The sequence below is a fragment of the Acinetobacter sp. ANC_7635 genome (assembly GCF_056779945.1).
The window spans coordinates 44,499-66,583 of sequence record NZ_JBWYIS010000012.1; the positions used below are offsets into that span (position 1 = coordinate 44,499).

General features: G+C 37.9%; 19 protein-coding genes. 13 read left to right on the forward strand and 6 right to left on the reverse strand.

The features are described 5' to 3' along the window. Positions 1-302 precede the first annotated feature (302 nt). From prpF to AC1M89_RS12180, 3 genes are all read left to right on the forward strand, one after another. Positions 303-1,490, forward strand: a complete 1,188-nt coding sequence (prpF, locus tag AC1M89_RS12170; RefSeq protein WP_481609022.1) for a 2-methylaconitate cis-trans isomerase PrpF — start codon at positions 303-305, stop codon at positions 1,488-1,490. Positions 1,491-1,724: 234 nt separating this feature from the next. Then, positions 1,725-2,687, forward strand: a complete 963-nt coding sequence (locus AC1M89_RS12175; RefSeq protein ID WP_481607713.1) for a GGDEF domain-containing protein — start codon at positions 1,725-1,727, stop codon at positions 2,685-2,687. Positions 2,688-2,822: 135 nt separating this feature from the next. Next, on the forward strand, positions 2,823-3,734 hold the full coding sequence (locus AC1M89_RS12180; protein WP_092767007.1) for a polyprenyl synthetase family protein: 912 nt from the start codon (positions 2,823-2,825) through the stop codon (positions 3,732-3,734). A gap of 36 nt (positions 3,735-3,770) precedes the next feature. Here AC1M89_RS12180 and putP read toward each other — a convergent pair whose 3' ends face one another. The 5 genes from putP to AC1M89_RS12205 form a co-directional block, all read right to left on the reverse strand. Then, a complete protein-coding gene (gene putP, locus AC1M89_RS12185; protein WP_481596299.1) occupies positions 3,771-5,261 on the reverse strand; it encodes a sodium/proline symporter PutP in 1,491 nt (496 codons plus the stop codon). 168 nt (positions 5,262-5,429) lie between these two features. After that, on the reverse strand, positions 5,430-6,284 hold the full coding sequence (locus tag AC1M89_RS12190) for an SPFH domain-containing protein (protein ID WP_035268029.1): 855 nt from the start codon (positions 6,282-6,284) through the stop codon (positions 5,430-5,432). Positions 6,285-6,308: 24 nt separating this feature from the next. Then, on the reverse strand, positions 6,309-6,782 hold the full coding sequence (locus AC1M89_RS12195) for an NfeD family protein (protein WP_481610091.1): 474 nt from the start codon (positions 6,780-6,782) through the stop codon (positions 6,309-6,311). Between the two features lie 86 nt (positions 6,783-6,868). Beyond that, complete coding sequence (locus tag AC1M89_RS12200) at positions 6,869-7,798, reverse strand: patatin-like phospholipase family protein (protein WP_051586590.1); 930 nt, start codon at positions 7,796-7,798, stop codon at positions 6,869-6,871. 74 nt (positions 7,799-7,872) lie between these two features. Further along, on the reverse strand, positions 7,873-8,490 hold the full coding sequence (locus AC1M89_RS12205; RefSeq protein WP_481591646.1) for a lysophospholipid acyltransferase family protein: 618 nt from the start codon (positions 8,488-8,490) through the stop codon (positions 7,873-7,875). A gap of 137 nt (positions 8,491-8,627) precedes the next feature. Between AC1M89_RS12205 and AC1M89_RS12210 the strand changes: the two genes are divergently transcribed. From AC1M89_RS12210 to AC1M89_RS12255, 10 genes are all read left to right on the forward strand, one after another. After that, complete coding sequence (locus AC1M89_RS12210) at positions 8,628-9,914, forward strand: MFS transporter (RefSeq protein WP_481610090.1); 1,287 nt, start codon at positions 8,628-8,630, stop codon at positions 9,912-9,914. Between the two features lie 110 nt (positions 9,915-10,024). After that, on the forward strand, positions 10,025-10,744 hold the full coding sequence (locus tag AC1M89_RS12215) for an HAD family hydrolase (protein WP_481610126.1): 720 nt from the start codon (positions 10,025-10,027) through the stop codon (positions 10,742-10,744). 140 nt (positions 10,745-10,884) lie between these two features. Continuing rightward, the gene (locus tag AC1M89_RS12220) at positions 10,885-11,793 is read left to right on the forward strand and encodes an AEC family transporter (RefSeq protein WP_180028101.1); all 909 of its coding nucleotides are present in this window, start codon (positions 10,885-10,887) and stop codon (positions 11,791-11,793) included. A 125-nt stretch (positions 11,794-11,918) separates the two neighbouring features. Then, positions 11,919-12,431, forward strand: a complete 513-nt coding sequence (locus AC1M89_RS12225) for a hypothetical protein (protein ID WP_481610089.1) — start codon at positions 11,919-11,921, stop codon at positions 12,429-12,431. Positions 12,432-12,543: 112 nt separating this feature from the next. Continuing rightward, positions 12,544-12,762, forward strand: coding sequence for a hypothetical protein (locus AC1M89_RS12230; RefSeq protein ID WP_481596292.1), 219 nt, complete (start codon positions 12,544-12,546; stop codon positions 12,760-12,762). Positions 12,763-13,060: 298 nt separating this feature from the next. Then, entirely contained in the window at positions 13,061-13,399 is a 339-nt protein-coding gene (locus AC1M89_RS12235) for a hypothetical protein (protein ID WP_481591651.1), read from the forward strand. 95 nt (positions 13,400-13,494) lie between these two features. Next, the gene (locus tag AC1M89_RS12240) at positions 13,495-15,282 is read left to right on the forward strand and encodes a cholesterol oxidase substrate-binding domain-containing protein (protein ID WP_481609029.1); all 1,788 of its coding nucleotides are present in this window, start codon (positions 13,495-13,497) and stop codon (positions 15,280-15,282) included. A gap of 235 nt (positions 15,283-15,517) precedes the next feature. Continuing rightward, complete coding sequence (locus AC1M89_RS12245) at positions 15,518-16,786, forward strand: HlyD family secretion protein (RefSeq protein ID WP_481609030.1); 1,269 nt, start codon at positions 15,518-15,520, stop codon at positions 16,784-16,786. Between the two features lie 11 nt (positions 16,787-16,797). Next, positions 16,798-18,930, forward strand: a complete 2,133-nt coding sequence (locus AC1M89_RS12250; protein WP_481607706.1) for a peptidase domain-containing ABC transporter — start codon at positions 16,798-16,800, stop codon at positions 18,928-18,930. Continuing rightward, positions 18,927-20,468 (forward strand): TolC family protein, encoded by a 1,542-nt coding sequence (locus AC1M89_RS12255; protein ID WP_481609032.1) that lies wholly within the window; start codon positions 18,927-18,929, stop codon positions 20,466-20,468. The genes AC1M89_RS12250 and AC1M89_RS12255 overlap by 4 nt, the downstream gene beginning before the upstream one ends. 58 nt (positions 20,469-20,526) lie before the next feature. On the opposite strand, the gene AC1M89_RS12260 is transcribed toward AC1M89_RS12255, so the two are convergent. After that, complete coding sequence (locus AC1M89_RS12260) at positions 20,527-21,864, reverse strand: CitMHS family transporter (protein WP_035267991.1); 1,338 nt, start codon at positions 21,862-21,864, stop codon at positions 20,527-20,529. Between the last annotated feature and the right edge of the window lie 221 nt (positions 21,865-22,085).

Here is a 22,085-nt window from a genome sequence, read left to right on the forward strand (position 1 = left end):
AAATAAGTTACAAGATTGTAATAGATCAAATTGCATTAGCCTAGTACGTCAGCGTTCATGAATGTTTTTTATGATTTAAATAAAATAAAATTATTATAGAAAAATGATTTAATTATTTTTTAATCAATCATTTAATTTTATTAGAGTTTATTTTTGTTAGAGTGAATTAAATTTAATCTATCGTAATTGATGGAAATTCATACCATAGTGTTAAGTGCTCATGTTCACATAAAAAATCATTTATACTGTGTTGAACTAAAAATCACGATTGATAACAAATATTAAAAGAGAAGGAATGAGCTATGAGTTCAACACCACAAATTAAAATTCCAGCCACTTATATGCGTGGAGGAACGAGTAAAGGTGTTTTCTTTAACTTAAATGATTTACCCAAAGAAGCTCAAGTTCCAGGTAAAGCAAGAGATCAAATCTTATTACGTGTGATAGGAAGCCCTGATCCTTATGGCAAACAAATTGATGGAATGGGTGGTGCTTCATCTAGTACCAGTAAGACAGTCATTCTCTCTAAAAGCGCTCAATCTGATCATGATGTAGATTATCTTTTTGGACAGGTTGCAATTGATCGACCATTCGTCGATTGGAGTGGTAATTGTGGCAATCTTACGGCTGCTGTAGGCTCATTTGCGATTTCAAATGGTCTCGTGAGTGCAGAAAAGATCCCAGAGAATGGAATTTGTACGGTAAAGATTTGGCAGGTCAATATTCAGAAAACGATTATTGCGCATGTCCCAATCACAAATGGTCAGGTTCAGGAAACAGGTGATTTCGAGCTTGATGGGGTAACATTTCCAGCTGCAGAGGTGCAAATAGAATTTTTAGATCCCGCAGATGATGGAGAGCATGGGGCTGCCATGTTTCCCACAGGAAATGTGGTTGATGAGCTGGAAGTCCCAGATATTGGTCGCTTTCAGGTGACGCTGATTAATGCGGGTATTCCAACTATTTTTATGTGTGCTTCAGACTTAGGGTATGAAGGAACTGAACTTCAGGATCATATCAATAATGATGTCGAGGCCTTGGTCAAGTTTGAAAAAATTCGTGCTTATGGTGCTGTAAAGATGGGTATTATTCAGCATATTGATGAAGCGGTTCAACGTCAGCATACACCTAAAATTGCATTTGTATCTGCGCCTAAAAATTACATCTCATCTAGCGGAAAAGCAGTACACGCTGATGAGATCGACTTGACGGTTCGTGCTTTATCTATGGGTAAACTACACCATGCCATGATGGGAACCGCAGCTGTAGCGATTGGAACCGCCGCTGCAATTCCTGGAACATTAGTCAATTTAGCCTCAGGTGGTGGTGAAAAAAAATCAGTCAGATTTGGGCATCCTTCTGGAACACTCAGAGTAGGCGCTGAAGCGGAGAAAATTAATGACCAATGGACGGTAAAAAAGGCCATTATGAGTCGCAGTGCTCGAGTACTCATGGAAGGATGGGTGCGAATTCCTGGCGATACGTTTTAAGATGAAAAAACCACTTTCGAGTGGTTTTTTTACGCGCTTAAAATATGTGATAAGTATACTAAATTAGTCTGAAAGCATTACTAACAGTACGATTCACTCATAAATAAATAAGACTATGACAATTTTGACATGTTATATTAAGGAAATAAGTCAACGTGATTATATTCACCGAATTCATAAAATTAAGTTGCTGAATAGCCTTCGCTCCACGAATAATTAAAATGAGAAAGACCAATGAAGAAGGATAATAATTTTGAGCAGGATACGCCCAAGATTGATCAAGAGTTTCTAAACCAAATTCATGCTACAAATAAATTAGATTTGGTATCCGTGATTGCCAAAATCCCTGTGCCTGTGGCGCTAGTTCAGCATGATGGTGTCTTTATTAGTGCAAATCAATTATTTGCTGATATCTATGAGAGTGATGCACTCTATTTACTCGGAAAGAAATTAGGTTTCGTATCAACAACTGTTTACCAATTATTTCAAGATGCGCTGCAATTGTTTCGACATGATTCACGCTTATACAAAATTGAAAATGAGTTCTATTCAAAAGGGCATTTTTTTCAAATTTATTTTAGTGCTTTAAGAGATAAATCATCCTCTTTGGATTGCGTGTTGATCGTATGTGCAGATATAACAAAATTGAAAAGACGTGAACGTGTCTTGATCCAAAATAATAAAAGGTTGTTTGAAGAGCTATATTTGGACCCTGTGACTGGGATGAACAATAAGCTGGCATTTGAACAGTTTTTAAAAGATCGCTTCCTTATTCAAGATCGGAAGAATTATTCTTTTATCAAGTTTGAAGTCGAAAATTTTAAAAAGTTTAATCAGCTCAATAGTTATACCATTGGCGATGAAATTTTGAGTCGTATTGGATCTCTGATTAAAGAGGAGTTGAATCAAGATTTAGCAGAAGTCTATCGTTTGAATTCTGCAAGTTTTATCTTGGTGATTCAAGAATCGACTCCTTGGAAAATTCTCACCATTGCTGAACGGCTAAAACAAACATTGGTCCGTGAAAAAATTTATTTCGATCCTCAAGAGGATGAGGTACTCACGTGTGCGATTGGGATTTTTCATCCTAATTGCCAGAAAATGTACTCAGAAAAGCAAATATTAGAAACCTTAGATCGTGCTGTTGACATTGCACATGTATTGGGTCGAAACTCGATTCATGTGTTAGATGAATAGTCACTCTTCATTTAAACTATCACTAAATAAAACAAATCAGCATTGTGTTTTGTAGCAATCACAATTGGTTGTAGAATAAGGACAATTTTATATATACCGACATGAAACGGTATAACTTGAGGTTCAAAGACGGCAGTGACAGTACATATCTCTGTGAATAGTGAAGTATTACAACGTGCTCAACAGCAAATCCAACAGGATTTGAAAATTGCCCTAGATGCATTTTTCATTCCAGAGCCATTGAAAAGTGCTGTAAATCATGCAGTCATGTTAGGTGGAAAAAGGGTTCGTCCAGCTTTAGCGTATGCAACAGCAGAATTAAGTGAAGATCATAAAAATTTTGCTGCTGTGCGACGTGCAGCAGTTGCAGTCGAGTTAATTCATTGCTATTCACTTGCTCATGACGACTTACCATGTATGGATAATGATTTGTTGCGTCGTGGTCAACCAACTTGCCATGTTGCATATGGTGAAGATACAGCACTACTTGCAGGAGATATCTTGCAGTCGATGGCATTTGAGGTTTTAGGAAGTCGCCTTTTTGATACACAAGTCACTGTAGATCCTTCTATTGTGTTGAAGCAAATGCAGATATTGGCGACATCATCTTCTAAGATGGTTTGTGGTCAAGTCCTAGATTTGCAAGCGGAAGGCAAGAAAATTGATCAGGAAGCATTGGAAAATATTCATCGTAATAAAACTGGTGCACTGATTCAGGCCGCAATCATGATGTCAGCAGTGACAGTGATGGACGGTGTAGATGCAGGAATACCGAAATTGCGTGAATTTGGTCAGGCATTAGGTTTAGCATTTCAAGTACAAGATGATATTTTAGATATAGTTTCGGATACTGAAACGCTTGGAAAGACCGCTGGAAAAGATGAACTTGTAGAAAAATCAACATACCCAGCTTTATTGGGCTTAGATGCTGCAAAAGAATATGCAAATAAGCTTCATCAGCAAGCCATTAGTGCTTTAGATTATTTTGGTGATTCGGCATCTGAACTTAAGCAGATTTCAGCTTTTTTACTTGCTCGAAAAAGTTAAAAAAAAAAGAGGACTGAAAGTCCTCTTTTTCATTTGTTATTTTGTCGCTTTATATAATCGGTCTGCTTCGTCAAATCGGTCAGTAACATCTGAGGTCGGTTGCTTACCTAATAAACTCACAACAATGATTGCGATGAGGGAGCAAATAAAGCCAGGAATGATTTCATAGATTCCAGTATCAGCCCAAATATTTTTCCATACAATAACGGTCACTGCACCAATGATCATCCCCGCCAAAGCGCCATTTAATGTCATGCGTTTCCAGAATAAAGACAGAATAATGAGCGGGCCAAATGCTGCCCCAAAGCCTGCCCAAGCGTAGGCAACTAGACCAAGTACTTTAGATTCAGGGTTTGACGCTAAAACAATCGCAAGTAAAGCAATCAGTAGCACCATCAAGCGACCCACCCAAACCAGTTCTTTTTGAGAAGCAGTTTTACGGATGAAAGATTTATAAAAATCTTCGGTTAAAGTGCTTGAACAAACAAGAAGTTGACAACTCAATGTACTCATTACCGCAGCCAAAATGGCAGCTAATACAATGCCGGCGATCCATGGGTTAAATAGAACTTTCGTTAACTCCATAAATACAGTTTCAGGGTTAGCATTCACAATATTAGCGAACTGTGGATTTTGCTGAAAATAAGCAATACCGACATATCCAGCAGCCACTGCACCACCAAGGCACAGAATCATCCAAGTCATACCAATACGACGAGCATTAGGAATCGATTTAACTGAATCAGCAGCCATAAAACGTACGAGAATATGAGGTTGTCCGAAATAGCCTAAACCCCAAGCCAGTAATGAAATAATTGCGACGGTACTTAAGTTACCCATTAAACTGCTTGCTTCTGGTCGCGCTGCTTCAAGTGCTAGATTCACTTGAGATAAATCGGAAAAAGTCAGTAAAGCCACGATGGGGGTAAGCAATAAGGCAAAAATCATTAATCCCGCTTGGATGGTGTCTGTCCAAGAAACAGCTAAGAACCCACCAATAAAAACGTAACTGATCGTTGCAATTGCACTAATCCAAAGGGCAGTGCTGTAAGAAAGATCAAACATACTTTCAAATAATCGAGCGCCTGCCACCATGCCTGAAGCACAATAAATGGCAAAGAAGATTAAAATGACAAATGCAGAAACGATTCGTAGAATTTTTTTCTGATCATTAAAACGATTGGAAAAGTAATCTGGGAGTGTAAGGGCATTGTGTTGAACTTCAGTATGAACTCTGAGACGTCCTGCCACTAACAGCCAGTTGAGCCATGCACCAATAATTAAACCAATTGCAATCCACATTTCTGATAGACCGGAAAGATAAATAGCACCTGGCAAACCCATAAGTAACCAGCCACTCATGTCAGAAGCACCAGCTGAAAGGGCTGTTACAAAACTTCCCAAGCGTCGTCCACCCAAAATATAATCTGAAAAGTTCGTGGTCGCTCGATACGCGATTAAACCAATCACGACCATGGCGACAATATAGAACAAGAAAGTGATTAAGGTGGGATCAAAGGTGCTCATACAATTTCCATGATGCAGTTAGACGATAGATTGTTTTCATGCAATCTTTCAGGATGCGAAATTTAACCATAAATTTAAAATAAATGCTGAAGAATTGAATCTTGAGTCATATCAATAACAAAGGCAGCCGAAGCTGCCTTTTTAAATTTTGAAGAGTGTTTGAGCGATTTAAGGATTATTACGACCCATTACCCCACGAATCGTATTCATGATGTCAGCAGGCAATACCACAGTTTTAGCATTATTAGATTTAGCCATATCCTGCATTGCTTTTACATATTGTTCACCAAGTAGATAAGCGACAGGGATCTCTTTGTCGCCTACAGCATTGGTAACCATATTAATGGCTTTTTCTGAAGCTTCAGCGAGTACAACTTGAGCCTCAGCATCGCGACGTGATGCTTCAAGACGACCTTCAGCTTCAAGAATCGCAGCTTGTTTTTCACCATCAGCACGTGTCACTGTCGCACGACGCTGACGTTCAGCTGCGGCTTGGGCTTCCATTGCGGATTGCATTGTACCTGATGGTTGAATATCTTGGATTTCAACCGTTTTAAGCGTAATTCCCCAATCTGAAATATCATCAGAAATTGCTGCTTTTAGCTTCGCTTTAATGTGATCACGTGAAGATAAAGCATCATCCAAGTCCATTTCACCTACGATTGAACGTAAAGAAGTTTGGACAAGGTTTTGGATTGCCCAAGTATAGTTTTCGATACCGTAGACTGCTTTTTCTGGTGTAGTAATGTTGATATAGGCAACAGCGTTCATTAAAAGAACTGCGTTATCTCTTGTAATCACTTCCTGAGATGGAATATCGAGAACGATATCTTTTGTCGTGACTTTATATGCGACTTCATCAACATAAGGAATCACAAAGTTTAGACCTGGACTTAAGGTTGTATGGTATTTACCCAGACGTTGTACGATCCATTTATAGCCTTGAGGAACAATACGAACCCCTTTAAAAATAGTGATCCCGACGAATGCCAAAAATGCGATGGCAATAATTGAACCAGACATTTCTACTCCTTTAAGAATTATTGTTTATAACGGTGAGTTGAGGTTACTGTGCGCTTGAACGACCAGCTCATTACCTAAAATATCTGTAACTCTGACACGATCACCGACCTGAACAGGGTTCAGTGTTCTGCAATTCCATTCGTCAGAGCCGAGAACTGGAAGCTGAAACCGAACTTTGACTAATTCAGGTTCATGACCAATTTGAATCACCATCCCAACTTGTCCGATTGTCGCTTCACGTGAGAGCCCCGCTTTAGTCTTATCAACGGAAAGTGGTTTAATAAATTTAAACCAAATCACCGTACATGAAATCGATAGGACAACCCATAAAATAATTTGAGCTGGAAGCCCCATAGAAGGAAATAGCCACACCAGTATGCTAATAATGACTGCAGCTATACCAAACCACAGTGCAGCAAAGGCCGGTAAAATGAGCTCAGACAGGATGAGCAAAATACCTAATACAAACCAATGCCAAGGTTCAATCAATAAGTCCATACATCTACTCTAATCGTTATCTTGTTATAGACGAAAACATCTATATCAAGATAACAGACTAGGGCAGAGAAGCCTATAAAAAATGCTTAAAAGCGAGCTGTTGGTGCAGGTTTGAAAGCAGCAGGAGATTTTTTGAAATTGGCAATTGCGGTATCTATTGATTTAATTTTCAGTTGCGCTGCTTTCTCACCTTCAAGTATTGCCTCATTGCTGGCTTTCAAATCCAAAGTTCCTAAATGGCCAACTTTTGGCTGAATCACGACTGTAGCTGCATTGAGTTCAGTATTGATACTTTGTTGACCCATAATATTAATCGTTTGATCCAACAGTCCCCACATGCTCATCGGCTTATTGCCTGCAGGGCGTGCAGAAATATCAACTGCTATCACAATATCTGCACCCATATTTTTGGCAGTTTGAACTGGAATTGGACTCACGAGTCCACCATCAACATATTTGGTTTTGCCAATCGTTGTTGGAACAAAGACGTTAGGGATACTACATGACGCTCTTACGGCTTGACCTGTATTACCTTTGACGAAATCAGCGCGTTTACCATTATCTAAACGTGTGGCAACTGCAGCAAATCGAATCGGGAATTGTTCAATCGGTTTGTTCCCAACCTGTCGATTGACATAATCTTGGAGCTTTTGACCGAGGACCACACCCTGTCGATTTAAAGTTAAATCACGAATATCGGACTCTTTCAGCTGAAGTGCAATTTGCTGTAGTTGATAGGGAGATTTGCCTGAAGCATAAATACTACCGACAAAACTTCCAGCACTTGTACCCGTAACAATTTTGGGTTTTATACCATGAGATTCTAAAACCTTTAATACACCAATATGCGCAAAACCTTTTGCACCACCACCGCCTAGAGCAATGGCGATCACTGGCTCGCGTGCTTGAATTTGAGTGGATTGTGTAGGATTTTTTACAGTAGAGTTACAGCCTGATAGCGCCAATAAACTCAGGCCAATGAAGCTGATTTTGGGAAGATTGAGGAGCAATGACATAGACATTAATCTGCTAAAAAGTGTCAAAATTTTAGGCATATCTCAACAGATTGCTGTCTATTTTTCTAGCATTTTTACAAAAGTTCTTTAAAGGGTAATGCTAAACGACTTATATTTTTAGGAGAAATTTTTCCACGATAATATTCTAATATTTTGTGCAGATCAGATTCATAGTCTCCCGTCATTTCAAGGCTTCCTAAACATCGTATGACTTTATGATCATAGTCAAATGCAAACATTACCACTGGTATATTTGCACCTAAGGCAATGTGATAAAAACCGCTGCGAATCTTTTTAGCACTTTTTCGTGTACCTTCAGGTGCCATTGCCACCCAAATTTTATCTCGTTCATGAATAGCTTGAACAATTTGTTGAGTCAAGCCTTGGGGGGTATCGCGTTTTACCGGAATCACCCCGATCCATTTGAGTAAGTGTTTGAGTGGAGATTTGAACAGACTATCTTTTCCAAAGATTGTGACTTCAATACCAATGCCAAGCATCGCGAGAAAGGCATACAGTCCATCATAATTTGATGTATGCGGGGACACAATTGCGACAGCTTTGGGAAAATTTGGAAATTCTCCTTCAAAAGACCAGCCTTGTCGAAGATAAAGCTGTTTGAACGCTGCTCGACTCAACGTTGAACCGCGTTGAGGAACTTGTGATGGTAATTTTGGAAATCTATTGTTCATTGTGCGTTGTATAATTGCTTATTAAACTTATTATAAAGACCTTGTGTATGAGATACATTGGCAGAATAAGAATCAAGTGACAAGGACATCTCAATACGGATTGATTAAGAAAACATCAGTTGCAGGACACCTCTTTCATGTCACCAAATACCAAAATGTATGTGCTTTTATTTTCACTCTATTGGGCGCAAGGATTGCCAGTAGGATTTATGACACATGCTTTGCCCGTGATTCTGCGTGCTGAAGGTGTTTCCTTAACGCATATTGGTGGATTTGGATTGCTGATGGCTCCGTGGGCACTCAAAGTTTTATGGGCTCCATTGGTTGATCGCCATCATTTGTTCAATCAAGGGCGTTACCGCAGTTGGATTATACCCACTCAGTTACTCACAATGATTACGCTGGTTATCTTTTCATTTATCCCCATTCAATCACTGAATCAACCTCAATATCTCTTTGGATTTTTCGTGGCACTGTTGATAATGAACAGTATCGGAGCGACTCAAGATATAGCAACTGATGGCTTAGCTGTGAATATTCTAAAAGGCGAACAACAGCATCTAGGCAATATGTTCCAAGTGATTGGTTCAAGATTGGGCTTTATTGTGGGAGGCGGTGCGATATTGTGGGTATTAGATGCATTGACATGGCAAACCACTTTTTTATGCTTGGCTGTTTTGGTGGCATTTAATACGCTACCCGTATTATTGTATCGTGAGCCTCAACATGATTCACAAAGTATCAATAATCATCAAGATGATGATTCATCATCTAAAACTCAAAGTTTCGTGAAAGCTTTAAGTCATTACTTAAAATATTTTTTTCAAAATCGAGAACTCAGACTTTGGTTTTTTGTATTGTGTAGCATTAAAGTGACGGATGGATTGTCTGGACCCATTCTTAAACCATTGTTGGTCGATTTAGGACTATCTAAGACGCAAATTGGTGTCAATGTGACCATGCTTGGAGCATTTGCTGCTTTGATCGGAGCAGGTATTGCAGGTTGGCTACTTAGGTTTTATTCGCGTCAAAGTGCTTTAATTACTTTTTCACTGCTTAAATTATTGAGTCTCATTGGATTTGCATGGTTATCGCATTATGAGGCGCGACCTTCTGAATTGAACGTCGTGTGGATCTATATCATCAATGCTTTAGAAGATATGTTCGCTGCGATGTTATTGGTGATTATTCTAACCATGGTGATGCAATACAGTCGGAAAGAATTTGCAGGAACAGATTTTACTTTCCAAGTCGCATTGATGGCTTCCATTGCGGGAGCACTGTATACCGTGAGTGGCATATTAGGCGATTGGCTCGGTTATACCTCATATCTCATTTTGATCTGTATATTAGGATTATTTTTGTTCATACCGATTTTAGTATGGAGTCGGTATACAGCTCAAAACAAACATCAATGGAATTAGTCTGTAATCTATCTTTTATTCATTTTCATGCTTAGGATGAAATAAAAATGAATAATCGAGATTACGGAGAGTTGATAGCATGGGCAAATGAATACACTCCTCTAAGCACTATGAAAATTCAAGCTGTTATTTTTGATTTGGACAATACACTGACACACCGAGATTTAAGTGTTCAAACTTTTAGTCGGGCATTATTTAATACTTATAAACAGCAAATTGATCAATCTGCCTCGTCTGCGCAAGCTGAGATTCTCGAAACGATTCGATATATTGATCATGGTGGCTATCCCATCCGAGAAAGAATGACTGCACCTACCATTGGTGGTTCAGTCGCTCATGCATTACTCAAGCAGTTGAAATGGAAAAAAGCACCAGAATTAGATGAATTAAGTGACTATTGGTTTAATCAATTTGGACTAAACGCAGTCATGATGCCAAATGCTATTCAGACGCTTGATCAGCTTAGAAGCGAAGGATTTAAGTTGGCAATCATTTCGAATGGAGGACATTTTACTCGACACAAAATTATCGAAGGTCTAGGAATCGCGCATTATTTTGATGTGATCATGAGTTCTGAGAAGGCAGGTGTGTCAAAGCCTCAAGCAGAAATATTTCATATGACTTGTCAACAATTAGGAATTGCACCTGACCATTGTCTTTATGTTGGTGATCATCCAGTGAATGATTATTGGGGTGCTACTCAGGCTGGATTAGATGGACTATATTTGGCGGGGTTTCACCAATCCTTAGCTGAACATCAACCGCCGTTAAATAAAACAATTCAGACTTTGCCTGAAATTTTAGCGTATAAAAAACAAGTCAATGCATGATGTAAATGATGAATTTTTGAGACGATCAGCTTGATGCAGTGTAATATAAAATGATCAGTTCAAAATGCATGCAATAAACCACTGTGGTTGATTGAGCGTATTAGGGCTGAGCGATCTGCACTCGATTAGGCTCATCATTTATGTACAGCATTGTTTTATCCTTAGTGCCGCTGATAGGGCTCATATTAATTGGATATTTTCTTAAACAGAAATCGTATTTAACAGACGAGTTTTGGGCGGGTGCAGAGAAACTTAACTATTTTGTGTTTTTTCCTGCCATGCTTTTTGGTAATTTGGCTCAAGCTGATATTCATATGGAGATGGTGAGTAAAATTTTAGTCATTTTACTCGTGGTCTTTCCAATTGCTTGTGCAGTTTTATATATTTTAAAAAGAATTTTTCAGACCCCAACACGAAGATTTGGAGTCTATGTTCAAAGTAATGTACGTTTTAATACCTATATTGGTTTAGCAGTTGTTGCTTCGCTTTTTCCAGCAGAAGGCATGACGATTTTTGCATTACTGTTGGCGATCAGTATTCCTGTTGTGAATATCATCTCGGTATTGGCACTGACCGATCATGAAAATATGAATTTTCGCGCAGTGATTATATCGTTACTCAAAAATCCTTTAATTTTAGGTTGTCTGGTTGGGGTGCTCTACAATGTATCCGGGCTGCCATTATGGAAGGGTGCAGAGTCATTAATTTACCAACTTGCGATATGTAGCTTACCTATGGGACTAATGTGTGTCGGTGCTGCATTGCAATTTGTGGCTCTTAAAAAAGAATCATTTCCGCTAATGATCAACACGCTATCGCGTTTATGTTTAATGCCGATTTTGGCTTGGTTGGTCTGTAAAATGCTGGGCTTCAATGCTTTAGAGACGCAAATCTTTATTTTATATTTTGCATTACCAACGGCTTCAGCTGCTTATATTCTGACAAAAGTATTGGGTGGTGACAGTCAATTAATGGCTGGCGTAATTAGTCTGCAAATTATCGGTGCTGCAATCACACTACCCATCGTTCTGACTTTAATATTGCACTAAAACTCAGAAGTATAATTCCAAATATTTAGAATCATTTGAAAGCTTATCGATTCAATTTGAATTAGATTATGTATTTGTGTTGAATTATGAGAAAATGCAAGATTAAGTTGAATTGAAGTACTCCCATGACACACCACAATGCTGAATCTTTAAGTGATATCGAAATTTTAGATATTTTGCAGTCAATGAAATCTGACGAACTTAATGTTGAGGCGAATAAACTGATTCGAAGTGGTGGTAAAGAGGGGCGTCAGGAAGCACATAAAAAAGCCTTGGTTGCATTACATCAATCTTTTGAAGAAAAGTTTGTTGAAGCAGTGACACTTGCGCTAGGCTTAAATGAAGCACAAGCAAAAAAAATTAAATATAAAAAAGACAGAATTCGTATTCTTAAAGCGCGTGGTATTGATTATCTTGAGATTGATGGTGCTGAAACAGCACAAGTTTTATCGCAGGTTGCACAGGCGATTACACGTGAAGAAGCAATCGTAACGCATGATCTACACAATATTTTTCCATTTTGGAAAGAAGGCTGGCCAATGGTTCAGTTAGATAATGCGTATGCTATTTTAGCTGAAGACATTAATATTCATTATCAAGCAACTTTAGATATACTTTTAGAAATCTATGGTCGTTAATACTTTATTATTTAAGTTAAACAAAAAATTGAAAACGTAGTTCAGTGAATCAACTGGCTGAAAACCGATTTAAGTAACAGACTTAAATCGGTTTTTTCTTTTACCATCAACCATGGTGTTGTTCTACTCGGACATTGCACTGGGATACTTTTTTAATCTGCCCGCTGTATTAGGATTCTTTATCGGAATTGCTGCAGATACTATGACCCCCTATGACAGTTATACAACCATACTTATTGCTTTGTATTCAGTTTTGCTTTGTCTTGGTGCTGACTTTTCAAGTGCTATTGCTCATGATGATCATGGTGTATTTTGGATTAGTAAATATTAAGACCTTCTAAAATAGACCTTAAAATTTAGTTTTTTATTGCCATGTCTGTAATGCTCCTAAATATTCTATCAATGGTGATGAACGGGCCAATGATGTATCTATCATTTGAAATTGAACAGTTATTTTCGATAAAAATAGTCGACTAGATTATCATAAATAATGTTAAATAAATCACAAAATAATTAAAAAACGTTAGTTGTTTGTCATTAATACTACATATTTCATCCTGTATATTAAAAAAATGCTTAACAAAAGTTAGGTGTATTTAACATAAATTCTTTATAACGAGGTTTTAATCATGAGCTTAGTTGAATTAAAGCAAGAAGAAATCAATGAAGTATCTGGTGCTGGAACATTGATTGGTGACTCAATCATCCACGGTGTGAACTTATTCAATCAAACACTTAATTCAAAACTGATTTCATCAGTTGGTGTTGTATTTAGTGCAGTAGGTTTAGGGCTAGTACACCAAGCTGCTGATACTACTGGTTTAGTGGCATCAAAAACATTAATTGGTCTAGGTCGTGCACTTGGTGGCGATGTAGATGAAACTCCAAACCATTACGAAAAAGAAAAGGCAGAAGGTCAATATAAACTTCTTCCGACTTTGAATGGCGTTCGTGCTTGGCTCTCATAAGTTTTAAATAAAGTGTTAAAGGCAGACTGGTCATGAGTACTGGTCTGCTTTCAGTAACAGAAATAATAAAGCTAAAACTTTTGGTGGCTATAACAATGCAAAACTCATCAGAACAAATAGATCACGATAAAAGAAACTTTCTAAAAACAATGGGTAGCTTAGCTGCTGTTGGTGCTGTTTCAGCATGGTTCCCAACACAAAAGGCAGAAGCTTGGTTTTTTCCTTTACAAGAAAGATTGGTAAATTTCCCAACTGAAATCTCAATTTTTAAACAGGAATATGAAAATTGGTCTGGGGAATCTCGTTATGAAAATGCATGGACAGCATCACCCAGTAATCAAGAACAAGTTTTAAAAGCGATTAATTGGGCTTATCAAAATGGTTATAAAGTCAGAGCCAAAGGGATGTCACATAATTGGTCACCTTTATTGTTGGATGATCAAGACAAGATTACTAAAATTTTATTGATTGATATGCCAACGCATATCAACAAAGTCAGTATTGATGCAAACGGTATTGTGACTGCCGAAGCAGGCATTCAAATGGAAGCATTGTTAACCGCAATGGAATACCGTAATCGTGGATTTGTGGCAGTGCCAGCACCTGGAGATTTAACTTTGGGTGGTGTGTTGGCCATCGACGGTCATGGCACAGGTGTACCTGCCGTAGGGGAAATAAAACAAGAAGGTCAAACTTATGGTTCGATCAGTAATTTAGTGGTATCGATCACTGCTGCTGTTTTCGACCAACGAGAAGGTCGATACGTTGCAAAAACCTTCCTGCGAAATGATCCTGAAATTCGTGCATTTTTAGTCCATATAGGTCGTGCATTTATTTTATCTGCACAATTACAAACGTCAAAAAATCAATATATTCGTTGTGAAAGCTATACCGACATTCATATCAATGAGCTATTTGCTCAAGATAAGCATGCTGGACGTACCTTCTCACATTTCCTGGATAAATCTGGTCGTGCAGAAGCAATTTGGTTTCCATTCACCGATTATCCTTGGTTAAAAGTTTGGACTGTTACTCCGTATCGTCCTTTGACTGCTCGACAGACAGTCAAACCATTCAATTATTGGTTCTCAGATAATTTAATCAAACCTATTACAGATTTAATTCATAAAATCATCGTCAATAAAAGTACTTATCTCACGCCAACCTTCGGTTTTACTCAGTATGAAATCTCTAAACTAGGTTTAAATGGTACGCCATTATCTGGAATCACGACGATTTTGACTGGTGGTTTGGCTTCTACTCAAACTTATGATTTATGGGGAACGTCAAAAAACGTTTTACTGTATGTCAAACCAACAACTTTGCGTGTTACTGCAAATGGCTATGCTGTCATTACCAGTCGTGCAAACGTTCAACGGGTTATTGCTGATTTTTGTGATTATTACGGCATTAAGATGAAGCAATATCAAAAAATGGGTCGTTTCCCAATGAATGGACCTGTTGAAATTCGAGTTACGGGCTTGGATCATCCAGAAGATTCAATTGTTCACGGCGCTCAAACAGCAGCATTATCAGCCATTAAACCTTGTCCTGATCATCCCGAATGGGACTGTGCCGTTTGGTTTGATATTTTAACCTTGCCAGGTACGCCATTCTCAGCGCAATTTTACACAGAAGTTGAGGAGTGGATGTCACAACGTTATCAAGGTGATTCTTTGATGCGACCAGAATGGTCTAAAGGGTGGGGCTATACCAATCAAAAAGCTTGGGATAGTTCAACTTATATCGATTACGAAATTCCACGCGTCCATGCTCAGGGTCAATCTAATCATTTAACTATTCAGTCGAGTAGTCATATTTTAAAGCAATATGATCCTCATGCTTTGTTCACAGCACCTTTAGTCAATCGAGTTTTGAAATAAAACAAGATGAACGCTTCGTTTTTAATCTATTGAAATCAGTATCCAACTGAGTTTATTCAAAGCAGATTTAGCTGAGCGAAGTGTGGGATAGAACAGGAGACAACACAGATCATGACTATTTTATTGAAAACTTTTGGTTTATGTTTGTCTCTTTTAAGCACGCTGTTGAAATGCAGTCAACTTGATGAAAATTCAATATAAAAACCCGTACTTGAAAAATTAATTACAAATATATATGACAAATAAGCTGTTTAGAGACAAAGCGATTGATGCACAAAAGTCAAAGTGGATTGGTGAAGTCATTTTGATTCGACCATTTTCATTTACGGTACTCACGATTGTTGTCGCCATTTTTACTGTTTTATTAGTGAGTTTTATTTTTTTTGGAAGCTATACGAAGAGGACGAGTGTTAAAGGATTATTGATTCCTAATACGGGTTTAATCCGAGTTTATAGTGCCGAAGGCGGCACAGTTAGTGAAAAATTCGTCAAAGAAGGTCAGTTAGTGGAGAAAGGGACACCATTAATTGCATTAAAAATGACGCGTTATAATAGTACAGGTAACTATAATGAGTCTGTACAACAACAAATTGAGTTAAAAAAACAAAGTTTAGATACTGAAAAAAATAAACTAAAAGACTTACATTTAAATAGTGTTCAACAATTAAATGCAGAAATTCAATCTATACGTTTAGATTTAATAAAATTAGATGGCTTAATTGCCGAGCAACGCCAACGTCTAGCACTTGCACAAGAAAATGCACATCGTTATCGAGATTTAAAAGATAAAGAATATATTTCGATTGAAGAATATCAACTGAAGCAAGATAACTATATCAGCCTAAAAGTTGCTTTACAGAGCTATGAGCGAGAAAAAAATACTAAACAAGCTGAATTAGAAAATAAATTATTGGCTCAGCAAGGACTAGCATCGAAGTTGGAAAGTGAGCTGACTTCGGTCGATCGTCAATTAGCTTCGAATCAGCAAGAATTTTTAGAAAATAAAGCGCGGGATAGTTTGCTATTACAAGCCAATGCGACAGGAAAAATAGCATCGATTAATGCAGAGGTTGGTCAGTTTATTTCTCCTAATATTCCTGTTATGAATATTGTTCCGACGCCTTCTTATTTAGAAGCACATCTTTTTGTACCCAGTTCAGCAATTGGATTTATAAGGACTGGTCAAACCGTAAAACTTCGTTTTCAAGCCTATCCTTACCAAAAATTTGGTCAAGGTGAAGGTGTGATTCATTCAATCTCAGCGACGACGATGAACCCACAAGAACTGACCAATTTAGGCGAGTTAAGTCAGGGTGTAACACTTAACCAAAGTGAACCTGTGTATTTAGTCAAAGTCAAATTAAAACAACAGTTTGTAAAAGCCTATGGTGAAAGTAAGCCTCTTAAAGTGGGCATGGCCTTTGATGCAGATATCATGCAAGAAAAAAGAAAACTATATGAATGGGTACTCGAACCGTTATATAGCATCACTGGCAAGATATAAGAAGAAATAACATGCAGATATTAGACAAAATTTCTCTTGGATTTGGACGGAAAATTCCAACCATTTTACAGACGGAAGCGACAGAATGTGGATTAGCCTGTATTGCGATGATTGCGCATTATTATGGCTATGAGTCTGATTTATTAACGTTAAGACGTCGTTTTTCAGTTTCTCAAAAGGGTTCAAATCTCAATCAGCTGATCAAAATTAGTAATCAGTTGAAAATGGTTACACGCCCATTAAAGCTGGATTTAGAAGATTTGGATCAGCTTAAAACCCCGTGTATTTTACATTGGGATTTCAACCACTTTGTGGTATTGCAAGAAGTCAGTGCCAATAAAGTCACGATTTTAGATCCAGCATTTGGTAAACGTGTACTGACACTCAATGAGGTGTCTGAACATTTTACGGGTGTTGCATTAGAGCTTTGGCCAGATACTGAATTTGAAAAAAAAGAAGATAAAAATCAGATTCAGCTTAAAGGTCTAATCGGTCATGTTCGTGGTTTATGGAAATCTCTCGGGCAAATTTTAATCTTGGCCTTAGCCTTAGAAGTTTTTTCATTAATTAGCCCATTTTTTATGCAATGGGTGATCGACCATGTGATCGTATCTGCAGATCGGGATCTCTTAACGATACTGGCTATTGGGTTTGGCATGTTGATGTTGCTTCAGCAGTTTATCGGGCTACTTCGTTCTTGGATCATGATGTATATGAGCACACATTTAAGTGTGCAGTGGCAAGCCAACGTCTTTAATCACATGATTAATGTTCCTGTCTCTTATTTTGAAAGACGATCACTCGGTGACATTGTTTCGCGATTTGGATCAATTGGTAACATTCAAACCACGCTCACCACAACGTTCTTAGCTGCGATTCTTGATGGATTAATGACAGTATTTACGTTGATTTTAATGTTTGTATACAGTCCGAAGTTAGCTTGGATTGCAATTTTTACCATGGGCTTATACGCCTTAATCCGATGGATTTGGTATGCACCTTTGAAGCGAGCGACTGAAGCGCAAATTATTCATGCAGCGAAGCAAAGCAGCCATTTTATGGAAACTGTGCGTGGAGCTAAAACCATAAAACTGTTCCAGCGACAAGATGTTCGCCGTTCGACTTGGTTAAACCTTATGGTCAATCAAGTCAATGCTGGATTAACGACCCAAAAGTTAGGTTTAGGATTCTCATTGGCGAATGGAGTCTTATTTGGGATTCAGAACATTCTAATTATTTGGTTAGGTGCCACATTGGTATTGGAGGGTAATTTTACAGTTGGTGTGCTGATGGCATTTATGGCGTATAAAGGCCAATTTGATAGTCGGGTTGCAGGACTAATCGATAAGTTTATCGAAGTTAAAATGCTTCAAATTGATGTAGAGCGTTTATCCGATATTGTGTTAACAGAACAAGAAAAATTATACGGTGATGCTGAAATCACAAATGTAGATCAGGTTGAGAATGCAATTGAAGTCGAAAATCTGCACTTTAAATATTCAGAAAATGATCCTTATGTACTCAAGGGGATTAGTTTTAAGATTCCCCAAAATCAATCTGTCGCCATTGTCGGGGCAACAGGTTGCGGTAAGACCACACTGCTACATGTTCTGTTAGGCGTATTTAAACAGAATGAAGGTGAAGTCAAAATCATGGGGCGTGACTTTGAACAATTAGGATTAAACGCTGTGCGAGATCAAGTCGCGACAGTGTTACAAGATGACATTCTATTTGCTGGTTCAATCGCAGAAAACATTTGCTTTTTTGATTCAAATCCAGATATGCAATGGGTACAACAATGTGCAGCCTATGCTGCAATTCATGATGACATTAGCCGTATGCCAATGGGATATCAAACCTTAGTGGGGGATATTGGTAATATGTTGTCAGGAGGACAAAAACAAAGAATTTTATTGGCTCGTGCTATCTATAAAAAACCAAAGATTTTATTTATGGATGAGGCGACCAGTAGTTTAGACGTATTAAAAGAACAAGAGGTCAATGCAAATCTCAAGCATTTGAATATTACCAAATTGATTATTGCACATCGTCCAGAAACGATTTCATCTGCTGAGCGGATTATCGCTTTACAAGATGGCGTGATTGTCCGTGATATGTTGACCAAGGATTTGCAACCTAAATGAAAATTACATACATCGCTTTCATTGTTGTTGCAGGGTCTCTATTCGGACATAGTTCGTTGGCTTATGCAGAGAGTTGGTTGTCAAAACTGACTCCAAATCTAAAAAAACAGCGCGAGACTTTATGGTTTGATGAGCTCACGGCTCAGCGTAAAGCCCGTGAGAATGAGACAAAACGTAAGCAAATAGAACAACAACTCAATCAAAGTGTGTCACTTGATCTTCAAAATCAGAAAATGTTAAGTCAACCTCAACATTGTTTATCTCAAAATAATCTCAAGAATGAACAGCAAATAGAACTGATTGATGCCATTGAACGTGCAGTTTGTCGTAATCCTGAGACTAAAAGTGCTTGGGTACAAACGCGTATTCAAGCTGCTCAGCTTAAAATCTCCAAAGCAAATTATTATCCTCAAGTGAATAGCACCTTGAATTACGATTGGTCACGTGATGATAATCAAGTAAAAGATCGTCCTGTTTTGAGTTATGACACTGACCTACGCCGTTACGGACTTGGAATAAGAGCCAATTGGCTACTTTATGATTTTGGTAGTCGATTTTATCAAGCAGAAGAAGCCGAAAAATTATTAGCGATGTCTTTGGCACAGCATGATGTTGCTTTGCAAAATATGATCATCAAAACGATTTCGACTTATTATCAAATTATTCAGGCTGAGTTAAAGTTAAATAATATTAATGAGTTGGTTGTACTTGCAGAAAAAAACTATGAAATTGCAAATGCTCGATATCGTGCGGGTGTTGGCATCAAATCAGATGCATTACAAATGTCCGCAAATTTGGCGAAAGCAAAGTCAGATCAAACTAAATTTTTAGGTGATTTAAAAATAGCAAAAGGACTTTTAGCATCATTAATGGGTGTGCCTGCATACCAAAATTTCAAAATTAATAATCAATTAAAAATTCCAAAAGAGCTAGATCTTAAACCGATTGAAATCCTCATTCAGGATGCTGAAAAAATGCATCCAAAGTTTAAAGCTGCACAGTATGATTCACTCGCAGCTGAAAATAAAATTAAGGAAATACAGCGGTCTAGATATCCATCTGTAAGTTTTAACGGCATTTATGATCATCAAAAACAAACGAGTGACAGTTATGGAAGTGATCGCCAATCTCTACAAGCAGGTGTGCAAGTCAATTTCCCATTGTTTGATGGTTATAATCGAAAAAATCAAATTGTCGTTGCTCAAGAAAACTTAAAATTAAAGCAATTAGAGCAAGAAAGATTGAAGCTTGAAATTAATGCTGAAATCTGGAAAAGCTATAATGAGCTAAATGCAATCCATGACAATATTAAGGCGCTAACGATATTGAATCAAAGTGCTTCAGAAGCCTATGAAGTCGCCCAAGGACGTTATAAAGCGGGTGTAGGAAATTTACTCGAAGTGCTTAATGCTCAGAATGTGTTGAGTGAAGCAAAAATGAATTATTCCACCTTGTTGACAGAGTTTTTAGTGGTGAGGTATCAACTTCTATCTAACATGGGGAACTTGAATATTTGGAATGAGACCCAAGCTCAATAAGTCTTTATAAATAAGAGATTGGAGTGATCAAAAAATCACTCCGAAACTCGAGATACGATTAAATAGCAGAATAGAATGGGAACATCCCAAATATTAATCCACTTGCAAGCATCACTAAGCACGTAATAATCGCCCATTTAATGGTAAATTTTTGGTGTTGACCAAACTCAATCCCAGCAAGCCCGCAGAGTAAAAAGGTAGATGGAACTAAGGGTGAGAGCAGATGAACGGGTTGACCAACAATCGATGCACGAGCCATTTCCACAGGAGAGATGCCATAATGTGCTGCAGCTTCAGATAAGATGGGCAGAACACCATAGTAAAAAGCATCATTTGACATAAAGAACGTTAAAGGCATGCTTAAAACGGCTGTGATTGGTGCCAAATATGGACCCATACTATCTGGAATAATCGCTACTAACTCTTTTGACATGGCATCGACCATACCCGTGCCAGTGAGTAAACCTGTAAAAATACCAGCGGCAAAAATAATACCAACGACATTTAAAGCACTACCAGCATGATGAGCGACTAAGCTTTTTTGCATATCAATATCACGATAGTTCACGACTAAAGCAATACACAATGCAATCATAAATAAAATAGGCATAGGCAAAATACCCATGACTAGGCTGGCCATCAGTGCAAGAGTTAATAATCCATTAAACCATCTCAAATGCGCTCGATTTGCCTCTGGGTTTGATGAAATTTGAATATTGTCGCCATGGCTAATATCCAATTCCATGATGCCTAATCTTTTTCGCTCCATTCGGCCATACATGGTTCCTAAAAAGTACAACCAAGCAATGGCGAACAGCATCGGTAAAATCATAGGAACAAACACATCGCTAGGATCTACATGGAGTGCACTTGCCGCACGTGCAGTAGGTCCACCCCATGGCGTTAAATTCATGATTCCACTGGCTAACATCATGAGACAGGCCATAATTAAAGGGCTCATGCCTAATCGCTTGTAAAGCGGTAACATGGCAGCAACACAAATCATATAAGTGGTAGAGCCATCACCATCTAAAGACACGATCAATGTTAAGGTAATCGTACCTAATACTACTTTGAGGGGATCACCTTTTACCAATCTGAGAATAAATTTCACTGATGGATCGAATAAACCCGTATCAATCATGATGGCAAAATACAAGATAGCAAATAGCAACATGACGCCGGTAGGTGCTAACTTTTTAACACCATCTAACATCATTTCACCAAGTTCATTAAGTTGAATATGGTTCAAACTATCTACAAAAAAACCTAATCCATATGCAATTAGCGCAAAAAGAACGGGAATAAGCGTGAGTGCGACGAGGGGAGTCATACGTCTAGACATAATGAGGTACATAAAGCACAAAATCATGCCCAAACCAAGCAAGGTCAACATGGATCTATCCTTAGATTAGCGTTTTAATCAATATTGTTTCTATTACAGTATTTGTTATCTTCGAAAACGCCGACCATCTTAGAGAAATTTATGATTAAACTAAATATTGTTTAGAAAATATTAAAATAACCATAATTTTTATAAAAAATAGTAGTTAAAATTCATAAGTTTAAGATTTATATTTTGTGATTGGAGACATTAAAAATGATTTTTAAGTGTGA

What these genes read in the sequence shown, in the direction of transcription:
- AC1M89_RS12250 (WP_481607706.1), top strand. Translation starts at nt 16,798, where the DNA reads ATGCAGATATTAGACAAAATTTCTCTTGGATTTGGACGGAAAATTCCA.
- AC1M89_RS12175 (WP_481607713.1), top strand. Translation starts at nt 1,725, where the DNA reads ATGAAGAAGGATAATAATTTTGAGCAGGATACGCCCAAGATTGATCAA.
- AC1M89_RS12215 (WP_481610126.1), top strand. Translation starts at nt 10,025, where the DNA reads ATGAAAATTCAAGCTGTTATTTTTGATTTGGACAATACACTGACACAC.
- AC1M89_RS12220 (WP_180028101.1), top strand. Translation starts at nt 10,885, where the DNA reads ATGTACAGCATTGTTTTATCCTTAGTGCCGCTGATAGGGCTCATATTA.
- AC1M89_RS12205 (WP_481591646.1), bottom strand. Translation starts at nt 8,490, where the DNA reads ATGAACAATAGATTTCCAAAATTACCATCACAAGTTCCTCAACGCGGT.
- AC1M89_RS12230 (WP_481596292.1), top strand. Translation starts at nt 12,544, where the DNA reads ATGGTGTTGTTCTACTCGGACATTGCACTGGGATACTTTTTTAATCTG.
- AC1M89_RS12240 (WP_481609029.1), top strand. Translation starts at nt 13,495, where the DNA reads ATGCAAAACTCATCAGAACAAATAGATCACGATAAAAGAAACTTTCTA.
- AC1M89_RS12195 (WP_481610091.1), bottom strand. Translation starts at nt 6,782, where the DNA reads ATGGACTTATTGATTGAACCTTGGCATTGGTTTGTATTAGGTATTTTG.
- AC1M89_RS12235 (WP_481591651.1), top strand. Translation starts at nt 13,061, where the DNA reads ATGAGCTTAGTTGAATTAAAGCAAGAAGAAATCAATGAAGTATCTGGT.
- putP (WP_481596299.1), bottom strand. Translation starts at nt 5,261, where the DNA reads ATGAGCACCTTTGATCCCACCTTAATCACTTTCTTGTTCTATATTGTC.
- AC1M89_RS12190 (WP_035268029.1), bottom strand. Translation starts at nt 6,284, where the DNA reads ATGTCTGGTTCAATTATTGCCATCGCATTTTTGGCATTCGTCGGGATC.
- AC1M89_RS12255 (WP_481609032.1), top strand. Translation starts at nt 18,927, where the DNA reads ATGAAAATTACATACATCGCTTTCATTGTTGTTGCAGGGTCTCTATTC.
- AC1M89_RS12245 (WP_481609030.1), top strand. Translation starts at nt 15,518, where the DNA reads ATGACAAATAAGCTGTTTAGAGACAAAGCGATTGATGCACAAAAGTCA.
- AC1M89_RS12210 (WP_481610090.1), top strand. Translation starts at nt 8,628, where the DNA reads ATGTCACCAAATACCAAAATGTATGTGCTTTTATTTTCACTCTATTGG.
- AC1M89_RS12260 (WP_035267991.1), bottom strand. Translation starts at nt 21,864, where the DNA reads ATGTTGACCTTGCTTGGTTTGGGCATGATTTTGTGCTTTATGTACCTC.
- prpF (WP_481609022.1), top strand. Translation starts at nt 303, where the DNA reads ATGAGTTCAACACCACAAATTAAAATTCCAGCCACTTATATGCGTGGA.
- AC1M89_RS12200 (WP_051586590.1), bottom strand. Translation starts at nt 7,798, where the DNA reads ATGTCATTGCTCCTCAATCTTCCCAAAATCAGCTTCATTGGCCTGAGT.
- AC1M89_RS12225 (WP_481610089.1), top strand. Translation starts at nt 11,919, where the DNA reads ATGACACACCACAATGCTGAATCTTTAAGTGATATCGAAATTTTAGAT.